General features: G+C 59.9%; 24 protein-coding genes. 9 read left to right on the top strand and 15 right to left on the bottom strand.

The features are described from left to right. Nucleotides 1-29 precede the first annotated feature (29 nt). Together U1A24_RS20165 and U1A24_RS20160 are read right to left on the bottom strand one after the other, a co-directional pair. The gene (locus U1A24_RS20165) at nucleotides 30-617 is read right to left on the bottom strand and encodes a nucleotidyltransferase family protein (RefSeq protein ID WP_322323777.1); all 588 of its coding nucleotides are present in this window, start codon (nucleotides 615-617) and stop codon (nucleotides 30-32) included. Nucleotides 618-685: 68 nt separating this feature from the next. Next, entirely contained in the window at nucleotides 686-3,109 is a 2,424-nt protein-coding gene (locus U1A24_RS20160) for an FAD-dependent oxidoreductase (protein ID WP_322323776.1), read from the bottom strand. A 170-nt stretch (nucleotides 3,110-3,279) separates the two neighbouring features. On the opposite strand from U1A24_RS20160, the gene U1A24_RS20155 reads away from it, so the two are divergent. Next, complete coding sequence (locus U1A24_RS20155; protein ID WP_322323775.1) at nucleotides 3,280-4,824, top strand: hypothetical protein; 1,545 nt, start codon at nucleotides 3,280-3,282, stop codon at nucleotides 4,822-4,824. Here the strand turns inward: U1A24_RS20155 and U1A24_RS20150 are convergent. The 7 genes from U1A24_RS20150 to U1A24_RS20120 form a co-directional block, all read right to left on the bottom strand. After that, nucleotides 4,793-6,088, bottom strand: coding sequence for a branched-chain amino acid ABC transporter permease (locus U1A24_RS20150; protein ID WP_322323774.1), 1,296 nt, complete (start codon nucleotides 6,086-6,088; stop codon nucleotides 4,793-4,795). The two genes, U1A24_RS20155 and U1A24_RS20150, sit on opposite strands and share 32 nt — an antisense overlap. A 1-nt stretch (nucleotide 6,089) precedes the next feature. Next, nucleotides 6,090-7,094: a branched-chain amino acid ABC transporter permease gene (locus tag U1A24_RS20145; RefSeq protein ID WP_322323773.1), complete on the bottom strand. Its 1,005-nt coding sequence runs from the start codon at nucleotides 7,092-7,094 to the stop codon at nucleotides 6,090-6,092. Further along, nucleotides 7,094-7,513 (bottom strand): hypothetical protein, encoded by a 420-nt coding sequence (locus U1A24_RS20140; RefSeq protein WP_322323772.1) that lies wholly within the window; start codon nucleotides 7,511-7,513, stop codon nucleotides 7,094-7,096. The genes U1A24_RS20145 and U1A24_RS20140 overlap by 1 nt, the downstream gene beginning before the upstream one ends. A 4-nt stretch (nucleotides 7,514-7,517) precedes the next feature. Continuing rightward, nucleotides 7,518-8,228 (bottom strand): ABC transporter ATP-binding protein, encoded by a 711-nt coding sequence (locus U1A24_RS20135; RefSeq protein ID WP_054005949.1) that lies wholly within the window; start codon nucleotides 8,226-8,228, stop codon nucleotides 7,518-7,520. After that, nucleotides 8,221-9,012 carry an ABC transporter ATP-binding protein gene (locus U1A24_RS20130; RefSeq protein ID WP_322323771.1) on the bottom strand — a complete coding sequence of 264 codons (792 nt, stop codon included), beginning with the start codon at nucleotides 9,010-9,012 and terminating at the stop codon, nucleotides 8,221-8,223. Before U1A24_RS20130 ends, U1A24_RS20135 begins: the two co-directional genes overlap by 8 nt. A 168-nt stretch (nucleotides 9,013-9,180) precedes the next feature. Next, nucleotides 9,181-10,371: an ABC transporter substrate-binding protein gene (locus tag U1A24_RS20125; RefSeq protein WP_322323770.1), complete on the bottom strand. Its 1,191-nt coding sequence runs from the start codon at nucleotides 10,369-10,371 to the stop codon at nucleotides 9,181-9,183. Nucleotides 10,372-10,578: 207 nt separating this feature from the next. Next, on the bottom strand, nucleotides 10,579-11,604 hold the full coding sequence (locus tag U1A24_RS20120; protein ID WP_322323769.1) for a GlxA family transcriptional regulator: 1,026 nt from the start codon (nucleotides 11,602-11,604) through the stop codon (nucleotides 10,579-10,581). 153 nt (nucleotides 11,605-11,757) lie between these two features. Between U1A24_RS20120 and U1A24_RS20115 the strand changes: the two genes are divergently transcribed. Further along, complete coding sequence (locus tag U1A24_RS20115; RefSeq protein WP_322323768.1) at nucleotides 11,758-13,128, top strand: class II 3-deoxy-7-phosphoheptulonate synthase; 1,371 nt, start codon at nucleotides 11,758-11,760, stop codon at nucleotides 13,126-13,128. Between the two features lie 108 nt (nucleotides 13,129-13,236). On the opposite strand, the gene U1A24_RS20110 is transcribed toward U1A24_RS20115, so the two are convergent. After that, on the bottom strand, nucleotides 13,237-13,884 hold the full coding sequence (locus U1A24_RS20110; protein ID WP_322323767.1) for a PAS domain-containing protein: 648 nt from the start codon (nucleotides 13,882-13,884) through the stop codon (nucleotides 13,237-13,239). 170 nt (nucleotides 13,885-14,054) lie between these two features. Here U1A24_RS20110 and U1A24_RS20105 point away from each other — a divergent pair, with 170 nt between their 5' ends. The 3 genes from U1A24_RS20105 to U1A24_RS20095 are packed head-to-tail and all read left to right on the top strand — an operon-like array spanning nucleotide 14,055 to nucleotide 16,122. Beyond that, the gene (locus U1A24_RS20105) at nucleotides 14,055-14,954 is read left to right on the top strand and encodes a YicC/YloC family endoribonuclease (RefSeq protein WP_322323766.1); all 900 of its coding nucleotides are present in this window, start codon (nucleotides 14,055-14,057) and stop codon (nucleotides 14,952-14,954) included. 2 nt (nucleotides 14,955-14,956) lie between these two features. After that, complete coding sequence (gene gmk, locus U1A24_RS20100; protein ID WP_322323765.1) at nucleotides 14,957-15,604, top strand: guanylate kinase; 648 nt, start codon at nucleotides 14,957-14,959, stop codon at nucleotides 15,602-15,604. Further along, nucleotides 15,601-16,122 carry a gamma carbonic anhydrase family protein gene (locus U1A24_RS20095; RefSeq protein ID WP_322323764.1) on the top strand — a complete coding sequence of 174 codons (522 nt, stop codon included), beginning with the start codon at nucleotides 15,601-15,603 and terminating at the stop codon, nucleotides 16,120-16,122. Before gmk ends, U1A24_RS20095 begins: the two co-directional genes overlap by 4 nt. Before the next feature lie 58 nt (nucleotides 16,123-16,180). Here the strand turns inward: U1A24_RS20095 and U1A24_RS20090 are convergent, their stop codons facing one another. From U1A24_RS20090 to gap (U1A24_RS20075), 4 genes are all read right to left on the bottom strand, one after another. Next, the gene (locus U1A24_RS20090) at nucleotides 16,181-16,342 is read right to left on the bottom strand and encodes a hypothetical protein (RefSeq protein ID WP_322323763.1); all 162 of its coding nucleotides are present in this window, start codon (nucleotides 16,340-16,342) and stop codon (nucleotides 16,181-16,183) included. 221 nt (nucleotides 16,343-16,563) lie between these two features. Next, nucleotides 16,564-17,568, bottom strand: coding sequence for a type I glyceraldehyde-3-phosphate dehydrogenase (gene gap / locus U1A24_RS20085; protein WP_322323762.1), 1,005 nt, complete (start codon nucleotides 17,566-17,568; stop codon nucleotides 16,564-16,566). 90 nt (nucleotides 17,569-17,658) lie between these two features. Then, on the bottom strand, nucleotides 17,659-17,802 hold the full coding sequence (locus tag U1A24_RS20080; RefSeq protein WP_322323761.1) for a hypothetical protein: 144 nt from the start codon (nucleotides 17,800-17,802) through the stop codon (nucleotides 17,659-17,661). A 12-nt stretch (nucleotides 17,803-17,814) separates the two neighbouring features. Then, nucleotides 17,815-18,813 (bottom strand): type I glyceraldehyde-3-phosphate dehydrogenase, encoded by a 999-nt coding sequence (gene gap / locus U1A24_RS20075; RefSeq protein WP_322323760.1) that lies wholly within the window; start codon nucleotides 18,811-18,813, stop codon nucleotides 17,815-17,817. A 188-nt stretch (nucleotides 18,814-19,001) separates the two neighbouring features. On the opposite strand from gap (U1A24_RS20075), the gene U1A24_RS20070 reads away from it, so the two are divergent. Continuing rightward, nucleotides 19,002-19,973 (top strand): DUF808 domain-containing protein, encoded by a 972-nt coding sequence (locus U1A24_RS20070; protein WP_322323759.1) that lies wholly within the window; start codon nucleotides 19,002-19,004, stop codon nucleotides 19,971-19,973. A gap of 67 nt (nucleotides 19,974-20,040) precedes the next feature. Here U1A24_RS20070 and tkt read toward each other — a convergent pair whose 3' ends face one another. Beyond that, the gene (gene tkt, locus U1A24_RS20065) at nucleotides 20,041-22,056 is read right to left on the bottom strand and encodes a transketolase (protein WP_322323844.1); all 2,016 of its coding nucleotides are present in this window, start codon (nucleotides 22,054-22,056) and stop codon (nucleotides 20,041-20,043) included. A gap of 213 nt (nucleotides 22,057-22,269) precedes the next feature. Between tkt and U1A24_RS20060 the strand changes: the two genes are divergently transcribed. The 3 genes from U1A24_RS20060 to U1A24_RS20050 are packed head-to-tail and all read left to right on the top strand — an operon-like array spanning nucleotide 22,270 to nucleotide 23,478. Beyond that, the gene (locus tag U1A24_RS20060) at nucleotides 22,270-22,779 is read left to right on the top strand and encodes a hypothetical protein (RefSeq protein ID WP_322323758.1); all 510 of its coding nucleotides are present in this window, start codon (nucleotides 22,270-22,272) and stop codon (nucleotides 22,777-22,779) included. Continuing rightward, a complete protein-coding gene (locus tag U1A24_RS20055; protein WP_322323757.1) occupies nucleotides 22,772-23,143 on the top strand; it encodes a cell division protein ZapA in 372 nt (123 codons plus the stop codon). The genes U1A24_RS20060 and U1A24_RS20055 overlap by 8 nt, the downstream gene beginning before the upstream one ends. Next, nucleotides 23,140-23,478: an MliC family protein gene (locus tag U1A24_RS20050; protein WP_322323756.1), complete on the top strand. Its 339-nt coding sequence runs from the start codon at nucleotides 23,140-23,142 to the stop codon at nucleotides 23,476-23,478. The genes U1A24_RS20055 and U1A24_RS20050 overlap by 4 nt, the downstream gene beginning before the upstream one ends. Nucleotides 23,479-23,538: the final 60 nt, after the last annotated feature.

The following is a 23,538-nucleotide window of genomic DNA, read 5'->3' as shown; positions in this document are numbered from 1 at the left end:
GCACGGAATTCGTTTCGAGTTCCGAATCGCTAGCCTTGCCGCCTTGCGCGCCACGCAGCCCATGCTTCGGGCGTGTCCAGATCGGTCAGCGCGTGCTGATCGGGCAGGGCGATCAGTTTGATCCGAGCGTGATGCAGAGCAAAAACGCTGCGCGCGCCCTGATCGCCGCGCAGGGATTGCAATTCGGTGCGCAATTCGGCTGGAATAATCACCGGATGCCCTGGCCTGCCATCGGCGCTTGTCCCGCGCAGAATGGCTTGTGGAGCCTGATCGAACGCGTCGATCATGGTCGCCAGATCCGTCGCATCAATGTCCGGCATATCCGCTGGCAGGATCATCAACGCCCCCGGTGCAGCTGCCGCTCCTGCACGGATCGAAGCCGCCATGCCTTCGGCGGCATCGGGCACAGCCAGTATGGTCAGATCCAAACCCGCCAGAACTTGCATTCGCGCCAGATCATCCACTCGCAGCGTAACGATCACGCGCGGGCAAACCAACCGCGCCACCCGCGCCTGCCTGCGCAACATCGGTTCCGCATCGACCAGCTCCAGTAGCTTGTCGCCGCCTTGCATCCGGCTGGCGGCACCGGCAGCGGGGATCAGGATGGTCAGGGTCATCGGGCGAAAGTGGCGCAAACAAAAACGCCGGTCAAGCGACCGGCGTTTCCTGCGTAATAGAACGGTTTTTATCCGCGCATCCGCGCGCCATCAGCGTCAAACAGAGGTGCGAGCTGCACCACCGCTTTACGCCGCTCACCCAGGATTTCGATCTCGCACTCCAGACCATCCTGCACCTTGTCGGCAGGCAGAAAGCCCTGCGCCACTGATTTCCCGGTGAAATGGCTGAACCCTCCGCTGGTGCAGAAGCCAACCACCGCGCCTTCCAGCCAGATCGGCTCCCACGCCACCACATCGGCATCTTTGGCGTCGACGATGAAGGACACCAGTTTACGTTTTGGTCCTGAGGCTTTCTCGGCCATCGCTGCCGCCTTGCCGATCCAATCTGCGTCTTTGTTCCAGCGGATGAAACGATCCAGCCCGGTTTCGCAGGGTGTATAATCCGGCGAAAACTCGCGGCCCCAGCTGCCGAACCATTTGTCCAGCCGCAAGCTCATCATCGCCCGCATGCCAAACGGGCGCAGTCCCAGATCTGCTCCTGCCGCGTTCAGTGTGTCCCACAGATGCCGCACCGACATGTGATCGCAGAAAATCTCATAGCCCAGATCGGCGGTGTAGCTGACGCGCTGCACGATGCAGTTTGCCATCCCGACCGTCATCCGCTTCACATCCATGAACTTGAACGCCGCCCCTGACACGTCCGACCGGGTGACCCGCGCCAGCAATTCCCGCGCATTCGGCCCGGCGATCTGGAAGCCCGAGCGTGCGTCCGAGACGTTCTCTACCGTCACCCCGTCCATCGCATTCTGCTCGAACCAGCGGTAGTGCCAACCCTGTGCGCCATAGCTGGCGGTCAGTTGGAACTCGGTTTCTGACAGGCACGACACCGTGAAGTCACCGATGATCTTGCCGGAATGCGCCAGCATTGGCGTCAGGGACAGGCGGCCGACCTTGGGGATGTTGCCAGCCATGATCTTGTCCAGCCAAGCCCGGGCATTCGCACCCTTGACAATATACTTGCCAAAGTTCTGCAACTCATTGATGCCGACGCCCTCGCGTACCGCCATCACTTCCTGCCGCGTGGCTTCCCAAGCGTTCGAGCGTTTGAAGGTCGGTTCCTCATAGGTCGGCTCGCCGGGTAGGGCGTAGTAGTTTACGACTTCCAGCCCATATTGCTGGCCCCAAACCGCGTTCAGGGCGGTGTTGGTGTCGTACATCGGTGTGGTGCGGAACGGCCGCGCTGCCGGGCGTTCTTCGTTCGGATAACCGACCGAAAACCGCATCTGATAATTCTCGATCACTTTGGGCACGGTGTAGCCCGGTGTGGTCCAGGTGCCGAAACGCGATACGTCAAAGCCGCGTGGGTCGCGTTCAACCTCGCCTTCAATCATCCATTGCGCCAGCGCCAGCCCCATGCCGCCGCCTTGGCTGAAGCCCGCCATCACCGCGCAGGCCGACCAGTAGTTTTTCAAGCCCTGTACCGGGCCAATCAGCGGGTTGCCATCAGGTGCAAAGGTGAACGGCCCGTGGATCACCCGCTTGACCCCCGTGCGTTCCAGCACCGGGAAGCGGCGATAGGCGAAGTTCACCGAATCCTCAATCTTATCAAACTGTTCATTCAGCAGTTCATGGCCGAAATTCCAAGGTGTGCCGTCCAGTGACCACGGCTCACAGGGTTTTTCGTAGAAGCCAATGCACAGGCCGCGACCTTCCTGCCGCAAGTAACTTTCCCCACCCGGATCCATCACATGCGGAAACTCATTACCCGATTTCAGAATATCCATGATTTCCGGGATATCATCCGTCACCAGATACTGATGCGCCATCGGCAACAGCGGCAAATACACCCCGGCCATCGCGCCAATTTCCCGCGCCCAGAGGCCGCCCGCGTTCACCAGATGCTCACAGTACACCGTGCCCTTTTCGGTGACAACTTCCCAGCCCTCAGCGGTCGGATTGGTCTCCAGCACCCGGTTGTGCAGCACAATTTCGGCGCCGCCCATCCGCGCGGCTTTGGCATAGGCATGCGTGGTGCCCGATGGGTCCAAATGGCCATCGAGCGGATCATACAAAGCCCCAACGATGCCTTCCAAATTCACCATGCCAGAGGTGAACTTCTTGATTTCTTCCGGCCCCAGAATCTCGGTATCAAGGCCCATATAACGGTGCTTGGCGCGTTCAGCGACCAACTGATCGAAGCGTTCCTGATTGTCGGCCAAGGTGATCCCGCCGACATGGTGCAGCCCGCAGGACATCCCCGTGATCGCTTCCAGCTCTTTGTAAAGCCGGATGGTGTAGCCTTGCAGCGCCGCCATATTGGTGTCGCCGTTTAGCGTGTGAAAGCCGCCCGCCGCATGCCAGGTGGAGCCAGAGGTCAGTTCCGACCGCTCAATCAGCATCACATCCGACCAGCCGAGTTTGGTCAGGTGATACAGCACCGAACAGCCGACGACGCCGCCGCCAATGACAACAACGCGGGTATGGGTTTTCATTTGGGAATCCTTCCAAGCCAGCAGGGACATGCCCTTTTTCCCTTGAATAAGCCGTCTGGCGCAAATCACCGCCCCGTCTGCGACAAAATGCGTCGCAAATGACATGCGGGTGCGGTGGTGGACCACAGCGCGGGTTCGTTGTAGCTATGGCGCAGCATACGGAGGCGCAGATGCTCGGCAAACTTTGGCCAGTCCTTATCGGCGTAGCGGTGGTGATGGCCACCCTTGTGGCGCTGCGTCCGCTGCTGCCAATTGATGAGACCCGCTATCTCTCGGTCGCGTGGGAGATGTGGCTGTCTGGCGACCCGGTGCATCTGACCAAGAACGGTGAGATGTATACCCACAAGACACCGTTGCTGTTCGTGATGATCAACCTCGTGTGGCTGGTGACAGGCGTTAGCGAATTCGCCGCCCGCCTCGTTGGCCCTGCTTGTGCGGTTGGTATGGTTGCGGGCACCGCGATGCTGGCCCGTCGCCTCTGGCCCGCGCAAGACCTTGGCATCCGGTCAGCACTGATCCTGTGCGGCTTCCCGGTGTTCCTGATCTACGGCTCTGCCACCATGTTCGATGCGCTGTTGGCGCTTGGGGTGCTGGGTGGTGTCGCCGCACTTTGGAGCATCGGACAGGGCAGGGGTGGCTGGATCGGCTTCGGCCTAGCATTGGCTTTCGGGGTCTACGCCAAAGGTCCGGTGATCCTGGTCCACCTTATGCCGATCTTGCTGACGCTGCCGTATTGGGCCCCAAACCCACCCAGGCTTGCGCAAATTTCCAAGGGTTTTGGCGGCTCTCTGCTTATCGCTTTGGCTCTGATCGCGCTCTGGCTGGTGCCGACACTGCTGACCGCCACACCCGAATTCCGCACCGAACTGCTGTGGACCCAATCCGCCGCCCGCGTCGCTGGTGGCATGGCGCACGACCGTCCGTTCTGGTTCCTCGCCGCCCTGCTGCCGCTTTTGCTGTTCCCATGGGGCTGGTCGATCCGGCTATGGCGGGGTTTCAGCGGCACATGGAGCGATCCCGCGATCAAACTTTGCGTGATCTGGGCAGTTTCCGCCCTAATCCTGTTTTCGCTGATTTCCGGCAAGCAGGCCCACTACCTGCTGCCTGCATATCCCGCAATGGCGCTGCTATTTGCCTATGCCTCGGTGCGCGCCAAATCCGGCAGCCTTGCTTCGGTTGCATTGCTTCTGCTCGCCGCAGGGGCAGGAGCGATTGGGCTTGGCTTTATCCCAGCAACCGGCGATCTTGCGCTACTCGCCCCCTATTGGCCGCTGACCGCCCTCGCCGCCCTCTGCGTTGTCTTGGCAGTGCTGATCTGGCGCTTGCCACGTATCCCCGGCCATCTGCTGGCGGGCACGGGGCTGGCCCTCGGCATCCACGGCATCATTGCGACCACCGGGCTTTATGCTGCCTATGACGGACAAAGCCTTGCCAACACCCTTGCCCCCCATGAGGCCGATGGGCTTGCGGTGAGCAATGCCGAGTACAATGCCGAGATCAACTTCCTTGGTCGCCTAACCTCGCCCGTCGCCTTAACCCCTGATCTAGCCAGTCTGACCGCTTGGGCGCAGGCCCACCCGAATGGCGTGTTCTTTGGCCGGGTAAAAGAAAACCCGCTGACGGCACGACCGCAGCAGGTTTTCAGATACATGGGAGACGATTGGGGTCTGTGGCCTGCCTCGGCTATTTCTCTGGGATCAGCCCCTTCGGACTGAACCTGAGAACCAGCAGCAGCACCGCCCCTAACGTCACCAGTCGCAGGTGCGGGGCTACGTCAATCAGATGCGTTTTCAGGGCGCTTGCTGGCAATGGCATGGTCAGATAGCCCATCAATGTCGGTCCGGCATCTTCCACGATCAACCACAGCCACCCCAGCAGCAAGCCGCCCAAGACCGCGCCCCAGTTGTTGCCCGAACCGCCCACGATCACCATCACCCAGATCAGGAAGGTGAACTGCAACGGCGTGTAGTTGCCCGGAACCAGCCCGCCCAAACTCGACACCAGCATCGCCCCCGCCATTCCCACCACGGCCGAACCGATGATGAAAATCTGCAGATGCCGCGCGGTGACGTTCTTGCCCATCGCCGAAGCCGCAACCTCGTTGTCGCGGATCGCCCGCATCATCCGGCCCCAAGGGCTGTTCAGCATCCGCTCGGACAGCCAGATCAGCGCCAACAGCACGATGCCGAAAATCAGGATATACAACAGCTTGACCAGAAGCGTCGACGTGGTGATCGGGTTCAAACCATAGCTTTGCGCAAAGCCCAGAAACTCGGCGTTCTTTTGCAGGTCAACCTCGTAGGGCACCGGCCAAGGCCGGGGCAAACCGATCAGGTTTTTCACGCCGCGCGCCAGCCAGTCTTCGTTCTTCATCACCGACAGGATGATCTCGGCGATTCCCAGCGTCGCAATCGCCAGATAGTCCGAGCGCAGGCCCAAAGCCACCTTGCCAATCGCCCAAGCTGCGATGCCTGCGAACAGCGCGCCTACCGGCCAAGCCAACAGCGAGGGCAGGCCAAAGCCGCCGATATTGCCGTAGATTGCCGGGTTGAACGCCTCAATCGCCGTCACCGCCGGATCGTAGATCGCTCGATAGGCAAAGAACCCGCCGACCAGTATTGCTGCCACGGTCCAGTTGCGCGCGCGTCCTGTCATGCGGTTATAGGCCGCCACCGCCGCGGCGATCACCGCGATGCCGAAGGCAAAGCTGAGCAACAGACGCGGCCCGCCTGCTGCCCAAGCCTCTGGCACCGGCTGGGCCGAAACCACCACCACCGCCAGACCACCCAAGGCGACCGAGCCGACGATGCCCGTCGAAAACAACCCCGCATAGCCCCATTGCATGTTCACGCCCAAGGCCATGATGGCGCTGAGGATGCCATACATCAGAATACGCAGGCTCAGATCCCAGCTATAGCCAAAGCCCGTCAGCACGAACAGCAAGCCGACCCCGGCAAAAAGCATCACATTGCGGTTCATCTCATTTCCCCTTGAAGATGCCGGTCGGCATGAACAACAGCACGATGATCAGGATCGAGAAGCTGACCGCGAATTTGTAGTCGGTCGACAACAGTTGCAGCAGTTGCGTTGGGGCCAGATCCACCGAAGCCAGATACAACACCACCTTTTTCCACGCATAAGTCACGAACACTTCCGAAAACGCGATGACAAACCCACCGGCAATCGCGCCCAGGGGGTTGCCAAGACCGCCCACCACCGCCGCCGCCGCAATCGGCAGCAGCAGTTGGAAATAGATGAATGGGCGGAACGACTTGTCTAAACCGTAGAGCGTGCCCGCAATCACCGCCAAGGCTGTGGCGATGATCCAGGTCACCATCACCACGCGTTCCGGGTTGATCCCCGACAAAAGCGCCAGATCCTCGTTATCCGAAAACGCTCGCATCGACTTACCCGTGCGGGTTTTTTGCAAGAACCAGAACAACAGTGCCACGCAGATTGCCGCCATCACCACCGTGATCGCCGTGGTGGATTTGATCGCCAGACCCTCCTGCAGCCCGGTCATGTCCTTGAATTGCTGCGCCGTCATCACAAACCGCGCGCCATCGGCAAAGCTTTGTTCCTCTGGCCCGATGATCATCCGAGTCAGCCCGTTCAGGATGAACATCACCCCGGTCGACACAATCACCAGAATGATCGAGGCCGCTTTCTTCTGCCGGTAGAACCGATACACCACCCGATCCGTCCCCAGCGTGAAGGCACAGGTGACGGCGATGCCGAAGGGCAGGGCGAGCAGCGCCGTCGGCAACGGCCCTGCGCTGATGCCCATGCTTTGGAACCACCAGGTGAACAGGATCACCCACATCGTGCCAAATGCCATGGTGTCGCCATGCGCAAAGTTGGAAAACCGCAGGATGCCGAACACCAAGGTCAGCCCAAGCGCCCCCAGCGCCAACTGGCTGCCATAGGAAAAGCCCGGCACCACGACAAAGTTTAGAAAAGCCACGAGGGCGTTGAGAATATCCATCAGAAATTCCCCTCGCAATTCAAGAACTTGACGCTGCCGAATTCAGGAACATGAATCCCCATGACGCTCCACGTCGCAAAAATCTTAAACTCATTAGCGGTGTCGCTTTCGGTCGTTCCTAGCACGGTCATTGTGTTGATTTCGTCCTCCCCCACGACCCACATGTACGGTCCGTAAGGAGTCAAATTCTGGGCTTCGGTGGTAAGATCACCATAGGCTATTTCGTAGGTGCCTTCTCCGTGCCGTGCCACATCCTTTTCGGTGAGCGTGAATGAAACGGCTTCCGATGCGTCCACGCATTTGCCTGCTTGCGTGCAGTTTGATGTGATTGTGCAATCGAGACGCGAAGACGGCGAACCTGATGCGAGTGTGAGCGTTGGTGCAGCGCTGAGCAGCACCCCAAAGATTACTTCTTTCATATCCTCAGCCCCCTAGGAACGAACGACGGACTTCGGGGTCGGCAAGCAGCGCTTGGCCCGTGTCGGTAAAGCGGTTTGCGCCTTGCACCAGGACATAGCCTTTGTCGGCAATATCAAGCGCTTGGCGGGCGTTCTGTTCCACCATCAGAATGGAAATCCCGGTGCGGGCGACCTCGATGATGCGGTCAAACAACTCGTCCATCACGATCGGAGACACGCCAGCGGTCGGCTCATCCAGCATCAGAACCTTCGGCTGCGTCATCAGCGCACGCCCCACGGCCACCTGCTGGCGTTGTCCGCCGGAAAGCTCCCCCGCCGCCTGATAGCGCTTTTGCTTCAGGATCGGGAACAGATCATAGATCTGCGCCATTGTATCCTTGATGTCATCGGTGCGGATGAACGCCCCCATCTCAAGGTTTTCTTCCACCGTCATGCTGGTGAAAATATTGCTGGTTTGTGGCACGAACCCCATGCCCTTGTGGACGCGGGCTTGTGGCGAAAGCTTGGTGATATCCTCACCGTCCAACATCACCCGGCCGCCGCGCAGGTTCAGCATGCCAAACACCGCCTTCATCGCGGTGGATTTTCCCGCGCCATTCGGCCCCACGATTACCGCGATCTGGCCCTTTTCCACGGCAATCGTGCAGTTGTGCAGAATATCCACCGGGCCATAGCCGCCGGTCATATTCTCGCCAATCAGGAAGGGTTCAGACATGCGCCGCGCCCTCCTTGATCTTGTTCTTCAACCCGGTGCCCAAATAGGCCTCGATGACCTTTTCGTTGTTCTTCACTTCCTCAACCGTCCCCTGCGCCAGCACTTTGCCTTCGGCCATGCAGATCACCGGATTGCAGATGCGGGCGATGAAATCCATGTCATGTTCAATGACGCAGAACGTATAGCCGCGCTCTTTGTTCAGCCGCACGATGGCATCGCCGATGGTGTTCAGCAGCGTGCGGTTCACACCTGCGCCGACCTCATCCAGAAACACCATCTTGGCATCGACCATCATGGTGCGGCCCAATTCGAGCAGCTTTTTCTGTCCACCCGAGATGTTGGCGGCGCGTTGATCGGCCAGATGGGTGATCGTCAGGAACTCCAGGACCTCATCGGCTTTCTCACGGATGCGTTTTTCCTCGGCCGCCACAGCGCCGCGACGGAAACAGGCGTTCCACAGGCTTTCACCCGATTGCGCCGCAGGCACCATCATCAGGTTCTCGCGCACCGTCATCGAGCCAAACTCATGCGCGATCTGGAAGGTCCGCAGCAGGCCCTTGCCGAACAACTCATGTGGCGGTAGCCCGGTGATATCCTCGCCCGCCATTTTCACCCGTCCACTGGTCGGCGAAAGCCGCCCCGCGATCACGTTGAACAGCGTGGTCTTGCCAGCGCCATTTGGCCCGATCAATCCGGTGATTGATCCGGCTTTGATTTCCAGCGACGCGCCGTCAACAGCCCTGAAGCCGCCGAAATGCCTGTGCAGGTCTTCGACAACGATCATCTTTCCCCCTGTCCCCGCCTCTTGTCATGGAACCCCATGCGGGCGTGCTTTTGTGCATGGAACCCATGCGGTCTTACTTTTGCATGTCTTGCCATGCGGGCGTATTTACTTACAGCAACGGCCCGAGGCATAACCTCGGGCCGCGCTTAGATTACATCAGAGCAGAAATCAACGGAACTTGACCGTCTCGTAGACGCCACCCTTGATTTCAAACTCGCGGTAACGACCAGCGGATTCACCCGGCCCGATCAGTTCCACGCCCGACGCGCCATCATAGTCGATGTCTTTGCCAGCCGCGATCAGCTCCAGCGCTTTGCCGATTTCGCCGGGCAGGATTTTCTCACCCGGAGCGTTGGCGATGTCCATGATCTTGGTCGCATAGACCTTCGAGTCGGTGGAATTTGCCGCCTGCATCGCCAGCATGATCAGTGCCGCCGCGTCATACGACTCCATCGAATAGGGCGAGGTCGCATCGAACGGCGCCGAATTGGTTTTGCCCATTTCGGTCAGGATCGACGCACCCGCGCTGTCCGACTGTGCGACTTGGCCATACGAGCCGTCCAATGCCGGGCCGATGTTTTTCGGCAGGTTGTCACCGACCATACCCCCCGGCAGACCGAACTTGGTGAAAGCACCCGCATCCAGCGAACCCTGGATGATGCCTTTGCCGCCTTGGTCAAGATAGCCCGCCACAACCAGCAGATCGCCACCAGCCGCCGCCAGCGAAGCAACTTCAGCCGAGTAATCAGCCTTGCCGTCTTCATGCGGGATGTTGATGGTCACGGTGCCACCCTTGGCAGTGAACGCGGCTGCAATCGCTTCCGCCAAACCCTTGCCGTAGTCGGTGTTGGAATAGGTCAGTGCGATGGTTTTCACGCCATGCTCGACCAGAATGTCGCCCATGACTTCGCCTTCGCGCGCATCCGACGGGGCGGTGCGGAAGAACAGGCCATCATCTTCAGCGGTCGACAGCGCGGGCGAGGTTGCCGAGGGCGAAACCATCGCGATGCCGTTCGGACGCGCCACGTTCTGCAAAATAGCGCCCGTCACACCCGAGCAGTCGCCGCCGACGATGCCTTTGACGCCATCAGCCGTGACGATACGCTCTGCCGCAGCCGTGCCAGCCGCCGAGTCGCCGCAGGTCGAATCTGCGCGCACCGAAACAAAGTTCCAGCCGTTCAGCACTTTGCCCGAAGCATTGGCTTCCGCCATCGCCAGTTCAGCCGCGTTGGCCATATGGCCGGTCAGCGATTCGATCGGCCCGGTAAAGCCGATCAGCACGCCAATTTTCACATCTTCCGCCGAAGCAGCACCGGCCATAAGGGCGGTTGCCGCCGAGGCCAAAAGCAGTTTTTTCATTGTTAGCTCCCATGTTGGATCGTAATCCTGCCTTCAAGCCTAGAGCGGCATTTCGCAAAAGAAAAGCATCTTAAAAGACAACATTCCGTCGCGATGTGCCGGATTGGAACAGGGCAGGTTACGATCAGGCTAGTGCCGGAACGATTTCATTTCAAGCTTGAAGCATACGGGCAAGAAATACTTGTGCAAAAGCCCAGCGTGCACAGCTCAGATTGACAATCGCACGCCAATGCCGGGGCTCGGCATACCTTGAGTGCCGCGCTCGCGGTACGGCGTCGTATTGTAATGGCTGCGGTAGCATTTCGAGAAATGCGACGGGCTGGCGAAGCCACAGGCCAACGCCACGTTGATCACGCTCATATCGGTCTGCATCAGCAGGTTGCGCGCCTTTTGCAGCCTGAGCTCCATGTAATAGCGCTTGGGTGAGCGGTTCAGATAGCGCCGGAACAACCGCTCCAGCTGCCGGGTCGACATGCCCACATCTTCGGCCAGATCTGCCGGGCTCATCGGGTCTTCAATGGCGTTTTCCATCATCTGGATGACCTGGCTCAGCTTCGGATGCCGCACCCCGATCCGCGTCGGGATCGACAGCCGCTGGGTGTCCTGATCGGTGCGGATGGTGGAATAGATCATCAGATCGGCCACATTATTCGCCAGATCCTCGCCATGATCCGACGCGATAATCCGCAGCATCAGATCAATCGACGAAATCCCCCCCGCCGTAGACCAGCGGTTGCCATCCATCACGAACACCGATTTGGTCAGCTTGACGTCTTCAAACTCCTCAGCGAAGCCGTCTTGGTTCTCCCAGTGGATCGTCGCTTTCTTGCCATCCAGCAACCCGGCCTTGGCCAAAGCATAGGCCCCTGTGCAAAGCCCGCCAATCGACACGCCACGCCGGGCTTCACGTCGCAGCCAGCCGATCACCGGCTTGCTCGTGGTCTTTTGAATATCAATACCGCCACAGACCAGAATGGTGTCCTCGCGGTCTACCTCATCCAGTCCGAAGTCGAGTTTAAAGGTCGCGCCGTTAGAACAGGTCTTCTCAACGCCGCCTTCACCACACAATGCCCAAGTGTAAATCGGGAAGCCCATCACGTGATTGGCCAGCCGCAAAGGCTCGATTGCGCCCGCGAAATTGATCATGGTGAACTTGTCCAGCAACAGGAACACAAACCGACGCGGCGCGTCAGCCTTTTCGACCTGTGTGGCTTTGCGCGAAGGGGCGGGCATGATGCGACCTGTTTGTGTCGGTTTCGACGCAAGGAAACAGGAAAAAGCCGCTTCCGCAAGGGTCAACCATGCACATTCACCGCCTTTCGCTCTTTGCTTTCCCGCATAATTTTTCTATACCGCCCCGGTATCGCTAACGGAGGGGGAACTTCCATGACCAAGGGTTGGACAAAATCGGATTGGCGCGCGAAACCGCGTGTGCAAATGCCCGATTATCCGGACACCGCTGCACTCAACGCTGTTGAGGCGCAACTGGCAAAATATCCCCCGCTGGTCTTTGCAGGCGAGGCACGCAAGCTGAAGAAGCAACTGGCCTTGGCGGGTGAGGGCAAGGCCTTCCTGCTGCAAGGCGGTGACTGCGCCGAAAGCTTCGCTGAATTCTCTGCCGACAACATCCGCGACACCTTCCGCGTCATGCTGCAAATGGCAGTCGTGCTGACCTATGGCGCGAAAGTCCCGGTGATCAAAGTCGGTCGTATGGCGGGTCAATTCGCCAAGCCGCGTTCGGCCAATACCGAAATGATCGGTGGCGTCGAATACCCGTCCTACCGCGGTGACATCATCAACGGCTTTGATGCCACGGTTGAAGCCCGCCGCCCTGATCCCTCGCGGATGCTGCAGGCCTACACCCAGGCCGCCGCTTCGCTGAACCTGCTGCGCGCGTTCTCGACGGGTGGCTTTGCCGATATCCACCGCGTCCATTCCTGGACGCTGGGCTTTGCCGAGCATGACAAGGCCGAGCGTTACCGCGAACTCTCGAACCGCATTTCTGATGCGCTCGACTTCATGAATGCGGCGGGTATCACCTCGGATTCCGCCCCGTCGCTGGCCTCGGTTGATTTCTACACCAGCCACGAGTCGCTGCTGCTGGAATACGAAGAAGCGCTCTGCCGCGTCGACAGCATCACCGGCCAGAATGTTGCCGGCTCGGGCCATATGATCTGGATCGGCGACCGCACCCGCCAGCCCGATGGTGCGCATGTCGAATTCGCGCGCGGCGTGTTGAACCCGATCGGTCTGAAATGCGGCCCGACCACCACGGCGGACGATCTCAAAGTGCTGATGGCCAAGCTGAACCCGCAGAATGAGGCGGGTCGTCTGACCCTGATCGCGCGCTTCGGTGCAGGCAAAGTCGGTGAAAACCTGCCGCGCCTGATCAAAGCGGTGCAGGAAGAAGGCGCCAACGTGGTCTGGTCTTGCGATCCGATGCACGGCAACACCATCAAAGCGGCGTCGGGCTACAAAACCCGCCCGTTTGAATCGGTGCTGCGCGAGGTCCGCGAATTCTTCCAGATCCACAAAGCCGAAGGCACCGTGCCCGGCGGCGTGCATTTTGAGATGACCGGCCAAGACGTGACCGAATGCACCGGTGGTCTGCGCGCTGTGTCGGACGAGAACCTTGCCGACCGCTACCACACCGCCTGCGACCCGCGCTTGAACGCCTCGCAATCGCTGGAACTGGCGTTCTTGGTTTCGGAAGAACTCTCTGCGCAACGCGAAGCCGCACGACGCGTCGCGCTGTAAGCACCTATAGCTCCATAACAAAGGGCGGGGATCCAACTCCCCGCCCTTATGTATTTCACATTGGCCTGAAAATCCTCGGCGGCCAGCGTGCGGAAAGCCCGCGTCTTGCTAGCCGCGCGAACTCACCAAACGCAACGCAGGCCGCCCAGAACTGCGCGGTGGGGCAGGCACCTGCGCTCCGCCCTCCGCCACCACCCGCAAGCCAGACCCTGCCACCAATTCCCGCACCAGCCCCGAGATCGCAAACCGGCGCGGTTGCCGCCCCAATTGCCCCTCGGTCACCAGACAGCCCAAAGCCAGCTTTGGCCCCGCCGCCGCCACTGCCAGCGGCAACAGCAGCATCCGCCCCGATAAAGCGGGCCGCCCGACCGAGCGTTCCGCCTCCAGCCAAATCTCCATCACCGCAGGCGAGGCAAACACCTGTTCCAACTCATGCCCGATCCGCGCCCGCGCCACCGGTTCAAACAACGCAGAAAGCGGCATCCCCCGCACATCCATGCCCAGCAGATCGTTCAACGCCATCCCCGCCAGCCGAAACCGCGCCAATCCCGGAGCGATCTGCTCGATCAAGAACACCTTGTCGAGACAGTCGGCCATGCCACGCGGATCAATCTGCGCTCGCGCAGGCAAGCCTCCATCCATCCGTAGCGCCTCCCAATAACCCCGCAGCAGTTGCAAGGCGGCCAAAGTTTCGCTCGAACACCCGCTGCGATCACCACCCTTGCCATTGGGGCCCTTACCAAAGAAAGTTAACATCATTGGATCTCCAGCGGACTGCGAGGGCAGCAACCTGAATGCGCGCGGACACACAATTTAAGATTGCTTACTGATACGTTAACATACACCAGATGCCTTGAGTTTTGCAGACAATCTCAACAAATGGTAAACACGCACAGCCGCCGCGCGCGGCGCTAAAGGAGCAAGCGATGACGGTTTCGATGACAGGATTCGCCGCGCGCAAAGGGCAGGGGGCGGGCTATACTTGGGCTTGGGACATCCGCTCGGTGAACGGCAAAGGTCTCGATTTGCGCCTCCGCCTGCCCGATTGGATTGACGGCCTGGAACTCGCCCTGCGCGCGGAACTCTCGCGTGCTTTGCAACGTGGCAACGTCAGCCTGTCGCTCAAAGTTGCGCGCGATGGCTTGGCGGATGGGGCCGAGGGGCTGCGTCTGAACCCAACCGCGCTTGCCGCCGTTCTTTCCGCCCTGACGCAGATCGAAGATGCCGCGATGGCCGCAGGGGTGACGCTTGGGCAACCTACGGGTGCAGATGTGCTTGGCGTGCGGGGCGTTCTCGATGCCACAAGCGCCGATGCCGATACCGCCCCGTTGCGCGCGGCTCTGCTGGCGGATCTGCCGCTGCTGCTGACCGATTTCCAAGCCATGCGCGCCGCCGAGGGCGCTGCGCTGAACAGCGTGATCGCCACCCAACTTTCCCGCATCGCGGATCTCACCGCCCAGGCCGATGCCGAGGCCACCGTCCGCCGCGATTCTGCCCCCGCCACCCTGCGCGACGCTTTGGCAAAGGTGTTGGCAAATGCCGAAGCCGTCGATGAAACCCGTCTTGCTCAGGAACTCGCCCTGATCGCGGTGAAAAATGACGTGACCGAAGAACTCGACCGCCTGCGCGCGCATACCGAGGCGGCGCGTTCTCTGCTTACCGAGCCCGCGCAGGTCGGCCGCAAGTTTGATTTTCTGATGCAAGAGTTTATGCGCGAGGCCAACACGCTCTGTTCCAAATCGCAAAGCCTCAGGTTGACCCGCATCGGGCTTGACCTCAAGACGGTGATAGATCAGATGCGCGAACAGGTTCAAAACGTGGAATAATCATGGCCCAAACCCTCACCCGCCGCGGCCTTTTGCTGATCCTGTCCTCGCCGTCCGGTGCGGGCAAATCCACATTGGCGCGCAAGCTGATGCTGTGGGATCCGACCATCCGCTTTTCGATCTCGGCGACCACCCGCCCGCCGCGCCCTGGCGAGGAAGATGGCCGTGAATACTATTTCCACCCGCGCGCCGCATTTGAAGCCTTGGTGCAAGCCGATGAAATGCTGGAACATGCCGAAGTGTTCGGCAATTTCTACGGCTCGCCGAAAGCCCCGGTCGAAGCCGCGATGCGCGAAGGCCGCGACACTTTGTTCGACATTGATTGGCAGGGCGGCCAGCAAATCCGCAACTCCTCTTTGGGCCGCGATGTGGTCTCGATCTTCATCCTGCCGCCCTCGATTGCCGAGTTGGAAAGCCGCCTGCGCGCCCGTGCCCAAGACAGCGAAGAGGTCATCGCAGGTCGGATGGAGAAATCACGCGATGAGATCAGCCATTGGGCGGAATATGACTATGTCATCATCAATCGCGATATAGACAGCGCTTTCAGTGAGTTGACGGCCATTCTTCAAGCCGAGCGCCTGAAGCGTGACCGCCAGCCTGACCTGTCTGACTTTGTTCGCAACCTGAACCGAGAGTTTGAAACCCGATGATCTACGCACTCGACGGCATCGCCCCGCAGATTGACCCTTCGGCTTGGGTCGCCGACACCGCCGTGCTGATCGGCAAGGTGACGCTAGAGGCCGATGCAAACATCTGGTTCGGGGCGAATTTGCGCGGTGACAATGAAGAAATCCGCGTCGGGCGCGGCTCTAACATTCAGGAAAATTCGGTTTTGCACACCGATATGGGCTATCCGCTGACCATCGGCGCCAACTGCACCATCGGCCACAAAGCCATGCTGCACGGTTGCACCATTGGTGAGGGCAGTCTGATCGGCATGGGTGCCACCATCCTGAACGGTGCCAAAATCGGCAAAGGCTGCCTGATCGGGGCAGGGGCGCTGATCACCGAAGGCAAAGAGATTCCCGATGGTTCTTTGGTGATGGGTGCGCCGGGCAAGGTGGTGCGTCAGTTGGATGCCGAAGCCCAAGCACGGCTGCTGAAATCGGCGACCGGCTATCAAGCCAACGCACGGCGCTTTGCCAAGGGTTTGGAGTTGCTCAAATAAAAAGGGGGCCGATAGGCCCCCGAAACGTCGTAGATTTTCGGGCCTTTGCCCCGGCAGCTTAACCCCAGACAGCCTTGCGGGCGATGCGTTCTGCATCCTCGGGGAAAATACCCAGATCAAGGGCAACCCGGCGCGGCATGCTGGCAATCTCATCGCGGGTGCGACGATACAAAGCACGTTTTTCAGCAGCGCTGCGCAGTTGGGCAATAATCGATTTCATGGTCTTTCCTTTTCCTCTGCGATGACTCGGCCCGGATGGCTTTGTCCCCTTCGCATGATCAGAATATAGGAAAGGTGTTAGCGCCAACAACTGCCAATGCTGCGATGCGGCATTGCGTTGAATGCATAGCTTCTGCAATTACGCCGTGGCTGAAGCCGCGCCTCAAATGAAAAGGGGGCACCCGAAGGCACCCCCAAAACCGAAGTCTTCGAAGAATGGCCTCAGATCAGCTTGCCCATCGCCACAGCGGTATCCGCCATCCGGTTCGAGAAGCCCCATTCATTGTCATACCACGACAGGATCGAGCAGAACGTACCGTCCATCACCTTGGTCTGATCCATGTGGAACACGCTCGAATGCGGGTCGTGGTTGAAATCCGACGAGACATTCTTGAACTCGGTATAGCCCAAGATGCCCTTCAGCGGCCCGGAAGTTGCAGCTTCCTTGATTGCCGCGTTGATTTCTTCCACCGAAGTCGCCCGCTTGGCGATGAACTTCAGATCGACCACCGAGACGTTCGGCGTCGGCACCCGAATGGCAAAGCCATCCAGACGGCCCTTCAATTCCGGCAAAACCAGCCCAACAGCCTTGGCAGCCCCGGTCGAAGTCGGGATCATGCTCAAAGCCGCAGCGCGTCCGCGATAGAGATCCTTGTGCATGGTATCCAGCGTCGGCTGATCGCCGGTATAGCTGTGAATTGTCGTCATCATGCCTTTTTCGATGCCGATCAGTTTGTTCAGCACATAGGCCACCGGCGACAGGCAGTTCGTCGTGCAAGAGGCGTTGGAAACCACCAGATCGCTGGAGGTCAGCGTGTCATGGTTCACCCCATATACAATCGTCTTGTCGGCATCTTCACCCGGAGCCGAGATCAGCACGCGTTTCGCACCATTCTCAAGATGTGCCTGGCATTTTTCCTTGCTGGTGAAAATCCCGGTGCATTCCAGCACGATATCCACATCGCTCCACGGCAATTCTGCCGGATTGCGCAAAGCCGTCACCCGCATCGGCCCACGACCGACATCAATGGTGTCGGCGGTGGTGGTCACAACATGCGGAAAGCGGCCATGCACCGAATCAAAGCGCAGCAAATGCGCGTTGGTTTCCACCGGGCCCAGATCATTGATCGCGATCACTTCGATATCGGTGCGGCCCGATTCGATGATCGCGCGCAGCACGTTGCGGCCAATCCGGCCAAATCCGTTAATGGCGACTTTTACGGCCATAGAAACCTCCTGAAAACAGCGCGACTCACGCGCGAAATGCTAGCGCTAACATCACGAATTTGGCGTGACAATCAACGATAAAGCCACGCCTTACCGCCAGATCATCAGATATTGAACCAGATCGCCCAGCTTTCGTAGCAAAAACACGCAGGCCTGACCACCGTTCAGCGCCACATCCCCTGCGATAGCGGCGGCAATCAGCAGGGCAAGCACCAAAGCAATACGGTCGGTCACGGCATCTCCGCTCTATTGCAGCAGCCGTCCCATAACCCCGGCCACATCGGCCATACGGCAGGAAAAGCCCCATTCATTGTCATACCAGGCCAGAACCCGCACCGAGCGGCCCACAACTTTGGTCTGGTCTGGCGCGAAGATAGACGAATGCGGCGTGTGATTGAAGTCGATTGATACCTTGGGTTCAGGGTCATAGGCCATCACCATGCCCATATAGCCCGAAGCCGCCTCGCGGACGATCTCATTCACTTCCGCCACCGTCACCGATTTCTTGGCAATGAAGGTCAGATCGACAGCCGAGACATTCGGTGTCGGCACCCGAATGGAAGACCCGTCCAGCAACCCCGCCAGTTCCGGCAGCACCTCGCCAATCGCCTTGCCTGCCCCGGTCGAGGTCGGAATCATCGCCATCGACGCGGCCCGTGCGCGGTAGAGATCCTTGTGGCGGCGGTCCAACGTCGGCTGATCGCCGGTATAGCTGTGAATCGTGGTCATGATCCCCGACTCAATCCCGATGGAATCGTTCAGAACCTTCGCTAGCGGTGCCAGGCAATTCGTCGTGCAAGAGGCGTTGGAAACCACATGGTGATCTGCCGTCAGCCCGCGATGGTTGACGCCGTACACCACCGTCATATCTGCGCGTTTCGCCGGGGCCGAGACCAAAACCCGCTTCGCCCCACGCCCCAGATGCACTGCGGCCTTCTCACGCTCGTTGAATTGTCCGGTGCATTCCAGCACCACATCAACACCCTCCCAATCCAGTTCGGCAGGGTTATAGGTGCTCATCACCCGCATCGGACCACGGCCAAGATCAAGCTCGTTGCCCGACACCTTCACCACGCCAGGAAAGCGGCCATGCACCGAATCATATTTCAGCAGATGCGCGTTGGTCTCAATCGGCCCGGTTGCATTGATCGCCACCACTTGAACATCATTGCGCGCGGATTCGGCAATATGTGCCAAAGTGCAGCGGCCAATCCGGCCAAATCCGTTGATCCCGATGGTAATCATGCGCGCACCCCTTGGTTTCGACCTCTTGTCCAAGTTTGCTATAGGCAAGCTACGGGGCATGGAAAAGTATAAAAACGACATAAATTCAATATGTTAACGCAAACATTCCTTGTTCGCGCTAACAAGACACAGGCTTTGCCTTTTGAGCAGCCACGTCCTACATAACCCTAAACAACCTCGAGGCAGGCATGAGCGGACTATTGGCACTTCTGGATGACGTCGCGGCCATCGCCAAGGTTGCGGCGGCCTCGATTGATGACATCGCGGGGGCTGCCGCGAAAGCCGGGGCGAAAGCCGCAGGGGTGGTGATCGACGATGCCGCCGTGACGCCGAAATACGTCCACGGCTTTGAGGCCAAGCGCGAGCTGCCGATCATCTACCGCATCGCCAAAGGCTCGTTGAAAAACAAACTGGTTATCCTGTTGCCCGGCCTCTTGGCCCTGAATGCCTTCCTGCCGCAAGCCATCACGCCTTTGCTGATGCTGGGCGGTGCCTATCTGTGCTTTGAGGGTGCGGAAAAGGTCTATCACGCGCTGTTCCCACATGCCGACGCGCAGGTTGAGGCGGATTTCGACACCAAAGATCCGGCGCATCTGGAAGAAGAAAAGATCGCCGGCGCGATCAAGACCGATTTCATCCTCTCGGCCGAGATCATGACCATCGCCCTCGCAGCCATTCCCGCAGGCAGCTTCTGGATGGAGGCCATTACGCTGGCCATCGTCGGCGCGATGATCACTGTAGTGGTTTACGGGGCCGTGGCGCTGATCGTCAAAATGGATGACGTTGGCCTGCACATGGCGACTCATCGCAGAACCTCTGCGGCCCGCAGCTTTGGCCGTGGTCTCGTTGTCGCGATGCCGAAGCTGATGAGCTTTCTGTCCACTGTTGGCACCCTTGCCATGCTCTGGGTCGGCGGCAATATCATCGTGCATGGGTTGGATGTCTTGGGCCAACACGAGCCCTACGCTACCATCCATCATTGGGCCGTCGCCGCAGCCCAGATGCTGCCACAAGCCTCTGGTCTGGTGGAATGGGCCGTGACCGCCGCCTGTGACGGTGTGCTGGGTCTGGCCCTGGGCATGTTGCTGATCCCGATTGCCACAAAGATTATCATTCCGGCATGGTCCGCGATCACCGGAACCAAAAAGGCCGCGCATTAAGCGCGGCCTGATCTGAATTTCGACGCTGCGAGGGTAGGGCGGGGTTGCCCCCGCCGCACCGCCAAACTCAAAGCAGCGCCTTGACCTTCGCCACTGCATTCTCTGCCGTGATGCCGAACTCTTTGTACAAACGCTCCATCGGAGCCGACGCCCCAAACGAAGACATCCCCACGAAATCGGCCTTGCCATCACGGCCACGCTCACCAAGCAACCAGCGATCCCAGCCCTGACGCACGCCCGCCTCAATCGCCACCCGCACCGGACCGGGCGGCAGCACCTTGCGGCGATAAGCCTCATCCTGCGCCGCAAACAGTTCCATCGACGGCATCGACACCACCCGCGTGCCAATCCCTTCGGCTTGCAGCAGGTCACGCGCTTTCAAGGCAATCTCCACTTCCGAACCCGTCGCCATCAGAATGACCTGACGCTTGCCCACGGCCTCCTCCAGCACATAAGCGCCCTTGGCCACCATGTTTGTGTTGGTGTGGGTTTTCCGAACCGTCGGCAGGTTCTGACGGCTCAGCGCCAGCACCGAAGGCGTTTTCTTCGACGAAAACGCAATCTCCCAAGCCTCAGCGGTTTCAACCAAATCCGCAGGCCGGAACACATAAGTGTTCGGCGTCGCCCGCGAAATCGCCAGATGCTCAACGGGCTGGTGGGTCGGGCCATCTTCGCCCAAGCCAATGGAATCATGCGTCATCACATAGACCACCGGAATCCCCATCAGCGCTGACAGACGCATCGCGGGACGTGCATAATCGGTGAAGCACATGAAGGTGCCGGAATACGGACGCACCCCGCCATGCAGCGCCATACCGTTCATCGCCGAGGCCATGCCATGCTCGCGGATGCCGTAATAGACATAACGGCCCTTGCGGTCCTCTGCGCTGAACACACCCAGATCGGCGGTCTTGGTGTTGTTCGAACCGGTCAAATCCGCCGAGCCACCGATGGTCTCCGGAAGCATCGGGTTCACCGCTTGCAGCACTTTTTCGGATGCCGAACGGGTAGCCAGTTTAGCCGCCGCTTCCGAAGCCGCTTTCTTCACCCCACGAATGATCGCGGGCAGTTTCGCCGGCACATCACCCGCAAAGATCCGCTTGAACTCCGCCTGCTTGGCTGGCGACAACGCGGCAAACCGCGCCTCCCATTCCGCATGGGCCTGACCGCCGCGCACACCAAACGCCTCCCACTGCGCCTTGATCGCAGCCGGAATGACGAAGGGCTCGGACGTCCAGCCATACCCCTCTTTGGCGGCCTTCATCTGCGCCGCATCGGTCAAAGCGCCGTGGCCCTTCGAGGTATCCTGCGCCGCATGGCCCAAGGCGATATGGGTCTTGCAGTCAATCAGCGTCGGCTTGTCCGACTTTTTCGCCGCCGTCAGCGCGCGGTCAATGTCTACCGGATCATGGCCGTCACAATGCAGCACGTTCCAACCGCTGGCCGCAAACCGCGCCCGCTGGTCGGTCACATCCGACATCGACACTTTGCCATCAATGGTGATGCCGTTGTTGTCCCACATCACGATCAAGCGGCTCAGCTGCAATTTGCCAGCCAGACCAATGGCTTCCTGCGAAACGCCTTCCATCAGGCAGCCATCGCCCGCGATCACATAGGTATAATGATCCTGCACCTTGGATCCCCAACGCGCCCGCAAATTCTCCTCGGCGATCGCGAAACCGACCGAGTTGGCAATGCCCTGACCCAGCGGCCCGGTGGTGGTTTCAACGCCCGCGACATGACCATATTCCGGGTGGCCCGCCGTAATCGCGCCCCACTGACGGAAGTTCTTGATCTGCTCAATCGTCATATCGGCATACCCCGTGAGGTATAGCAGCGAATAGATCAACATCGAGCCATGGCCCGCCGACAGAATAAACCGATCGCGGTCCGCCCAACGTGGCGCTTTGGGGTCAAACTTCAGGTGCTTTTCGAACAACACCGTCGCCACATCGGCCATGCCCATCGGCATACCGGAATGGCCAGAGTTGGCGGCGGCAACGGCGTCCAAAGTCAGCGTGCGAATGGCGGCCGCGCGCATCCAGTGATCGGGGTGAGCGGTGCGAAGCGTCTGGATATCCAAGGCTGATGTCCTGTTCATGAAATTGGGTGGGCTGAAAGCTGCATAACAGCCCGTGCGGCAAGATCAAGCGCGCCCCGCAAGGCCTTGGACGCAAAAGACAAGACGGCCCCGCGCCAAGCGGCTAAGATTGGCCTTGATGCCAGTCTTGCCGATTCGCTCCATACCGGGGCAGGCGGGGCCAGCCCAGAAGAAACAGAAAGGGTGCCAAGACCCATGCAGGATATCTCAGAACTCGAACGGCGCATCACCTCCGCCCTCGAACGCATAGGGCGCGGGGTGGAAAGCCTCAGCGCCGCCGTGCCGATGCCCACCGCCAATCCCACGGCCATGCTGCCCGAAAGCGATTTCGCGACGCTGAACGAACGCCTGGATGAAGAGCGGATGCTCAACGCGCAACTGCAAGAACGCCTGCGCGCGGTGCACCAAAAGGACGAAGCCGCGAAAGCCGCGCTTACCGATGAAATCTCGGCGCTGAACGCCCAGCTTGCCGCGCAAGCCGATGAACTCGCCAGCCTGCGCACCAGCACCGCCGCCCTTGGCGAAGAACTCGCCGCCCTGCGCGATGTTGCCGAATTGGGTGTGACCGAGCCTGAGCATATCAACAAAGCCATGCTGGCCGAGCTTGATGCTCTGCGCGCTGCCCGCGCCGCCGAAGCTGAAGAGCTTTCGGAAATCATCGCCGCCCTGAACCCGCTGATTGAAGAGGCCGCCGCCAATGCCTGATCTGGACATCTCCATCGGAGGCCGCAATTTCACCGTCTCCTGCCAACCCGGCGAGGAACATTTCCTGCGCGGTGCCGCCAACATGCTGGATGCCGAAGCAGCCCCGCTGGTGGCCCAAATGGGCCGCCTGCCAGAATCGCGGATGTTGCTGATGGCAGGCCTGATGCTGGCCGACAAAACCGCCGCGGTCGAGGATGAGAACCGCCAGTTGAAGCTGAAACTGGCCGAGATCGAATCCCGTCCGCAGCCCGAACGCGAAAAGCTCGAAGTGGCGGTGGTTCCGCCGGGCCTGCGCGAAGCCCTTGCCGAAATCGCCGCCCGCGCCGAAGCGATGGCTGCTTCCGTCGAGGATCGCCTGCAATGATACGCAAGTTTGCGGTGCTGGCCCTGCTCGCGGCCTGCACACCCGAGTCCCCGGCACCCAGCGCAGACGGCACGCAATACCTCTGCGCCGATGGCGCCAAACTGGCGGCAGCCTACAGCACCGAGGGCGAGGACAGCAGCGTCAAGCTGACCATCAAGGGCGAAACCTTCACGTTGTTGTCAGAACCCGCCGCCTCTGGCGCGCGCTATGGCTGGCCGTCCGATGGCTCGAACTATGTCTGGTGGACCAAGGGCGACAGCGGCACGCTCTACTGGAAAGACGGCACCAAAGGCGGCGCAGAAACCGTGCTGCACGCCGATTGCAAACCCCAGTAATCAAACGCCAAACTGCACGGCATTTGATTAAAATTTGCTTTCAGACTGGCTCAAATACTC

Source organism: Cypionkella sp. (assembly GCF_034376685.1).
Taxonomy (GTDB): Bacteria; Pseudomonadota; Alphaproteobacteria; order Rhodobacterales; family Rhodobacteraceae; genus Cypionkella.
Note: the sequence above shows the minus strand (reverse complement) of the source record. Positions and strands in the feature narration are given on the sequence as shown.

Excerpts from the sequence above, each read along its gene's own strand:
- U1A24_RS20090 (WP_322323763.1), bottom strand. The coding sequence starts at position 16,342 with ATGAAATCGATTATTGCCCAACTGCGCAGCGCTGCTGAAAAACGTGCT.
- U1A24_RS20110 (WP_322323767.1), bottom strand. The coding sequence starts at position 13,884 with ATGTTAACTTTCTTTGGTAAGGGCCCCAATGGCAAGGGTGGTGATCGC.
- U1A24_RS20105 (WP_322323766.1), top strand. The coding sequence starts at position 14,055 with ATGACGGTTTCGATGACAGGATTCGCCGCGCGCAAAGGGCAGGGGGCG.
- U1A24_RS20060 (WP_322323758.1), top strand. The coding sequence starts at position 22,270 with ATGCAGGATATCTCAGAACTCGAACGGCGCATCACCTCCGCCCTCGAA.
- U1A24_RS20095 (WP_322323764.1), top strand. The coding sequence starts at position 15,601 with ATGATCTACGCACTCGACGGCATCGCCCCGCAGATTGACCCTTCGGCT.
- U1A24_RS20125 (WP_322323770.1), bottom strand. The coding sequence starts at position 10,371 with ATGAAAAAACTGCTTTTGGCCTCGGCGGCAACCGCCCTTATGGCCGGT.
- U1A24_RS20115 (WP_322323768.1), top strand. The coding sequence starts at position 11,758 with ATGACCAAGGGTTGGACAAAATCGGATTGGCGCGCGAAACCGCGTGTG.
- U1A24_RS20120 (WP_322323769.1), bottom strand. The coding sequence starts at position 11,604 with ATGCCCGCCCCTTCGCGCAAAGCCACACAGGTCGAAAAGGCTGACGCG.
- U1A24_RS20165 (WP_322323777.1), bottom strand. The coding sequence starts at position 617 with ATGACCCTGACCATCCTGATCCCCGCTGCCGGTGCCGCCAGCCGGATG.
- U1A24_RS20155 (WP_322323775.1), top strand. The coding sequence starts at position 3,280 with ATGCTCGGCAAACTTTGGCCAGTCCTTATCGGCGTAGCGGTGGTGATG.
- gap (WP_322323760.1), bottom strand. The coding sequence starts at position 18,813 with ATGATTACCATCGGGATCAACGGATTTGGCCGGATTGGCCGCTGCACT.
- gap (WP_322323762.1), bottom strand. The coding sequence starts at position 17,568 with ATGGCCGTAAAAGTCGCCATTAACGGATTTGGCCGGATTGGCCGCAAC.
- U1A24_RS20050 (WP_322323756.1), top strand. The coding sequence starts at position 23,140 with ATGATACGCAAGTTTGCGGTGCTGGCCCTGCTCGCGGCCTGCACACCC.
- U1A24_RS20145 (WP_322323773.1), bottom strand. The coding sequence starts at position 7,094 with ATGGATATTCTCAACGCCCTCGTGGCTTTTCTAAACTTTGTCGTGGTG.
- U1A24_RS20135 (WP_054005949.1), bottom strand. The coding sequence starts at position 8,228 with ATGTCTGAACCCTTCCTGATTGGCGAGAATATGACCGGCGGCTATGGC.
- U1A24_RS20140 (WP_322323772.1), bottom strand. The coding sequence starts at position 7,513 with ATGAAAGAAGTAATCTTTGGGGTGCTGCTCAGCGCTGCACCAACGCTC.
- U1A24_RS20055 (WP_322323757.1), top strand. The coding sequence starts at position 22,772 with ATGCCTGATCTGGACATCTCCATCGGAGGCCGCAATTTCACCGTCTCC.
- U1A24_RS20160 (WP_322323776.1), bottom strand. The coding sequence starts at position 3,109 with ATGAAAACCCATACCCGCGTTGTTGTCATTGGCGGCGGCGTCGTCGGC.
- gmk (WP_322323765.1), top strand. The coding sequence starts at position 14,957 with ATGGCCCAAACCCTCACCCGCCGCGGCCTTTTGCTGATCCTGTCCTCG.
- U1A24_RS20070 (WP_322323759.1), top strand. The coding sequence starts at position 19,002 with ATGAGCGGACTATTGGCACTTCTGGATGACGTCGCGGCCATCGCCAAG.
- U1A24_RS20150 (WP_322323774.1), bottom strand. The coding sequence starts at position 6,088 with ATGAACCGCAATGTGATGCTTTTTGCCGGGGTCGGCTTGCTGTTCGTG.
- U1A24_RS20130 (WP_322323771.1), bottom strand. The coding sequence starts at position 9,012 with ATGATCGTTGTCGAAGACCTGCACAGGCATTTCGGCGGCTTCAGGGCT.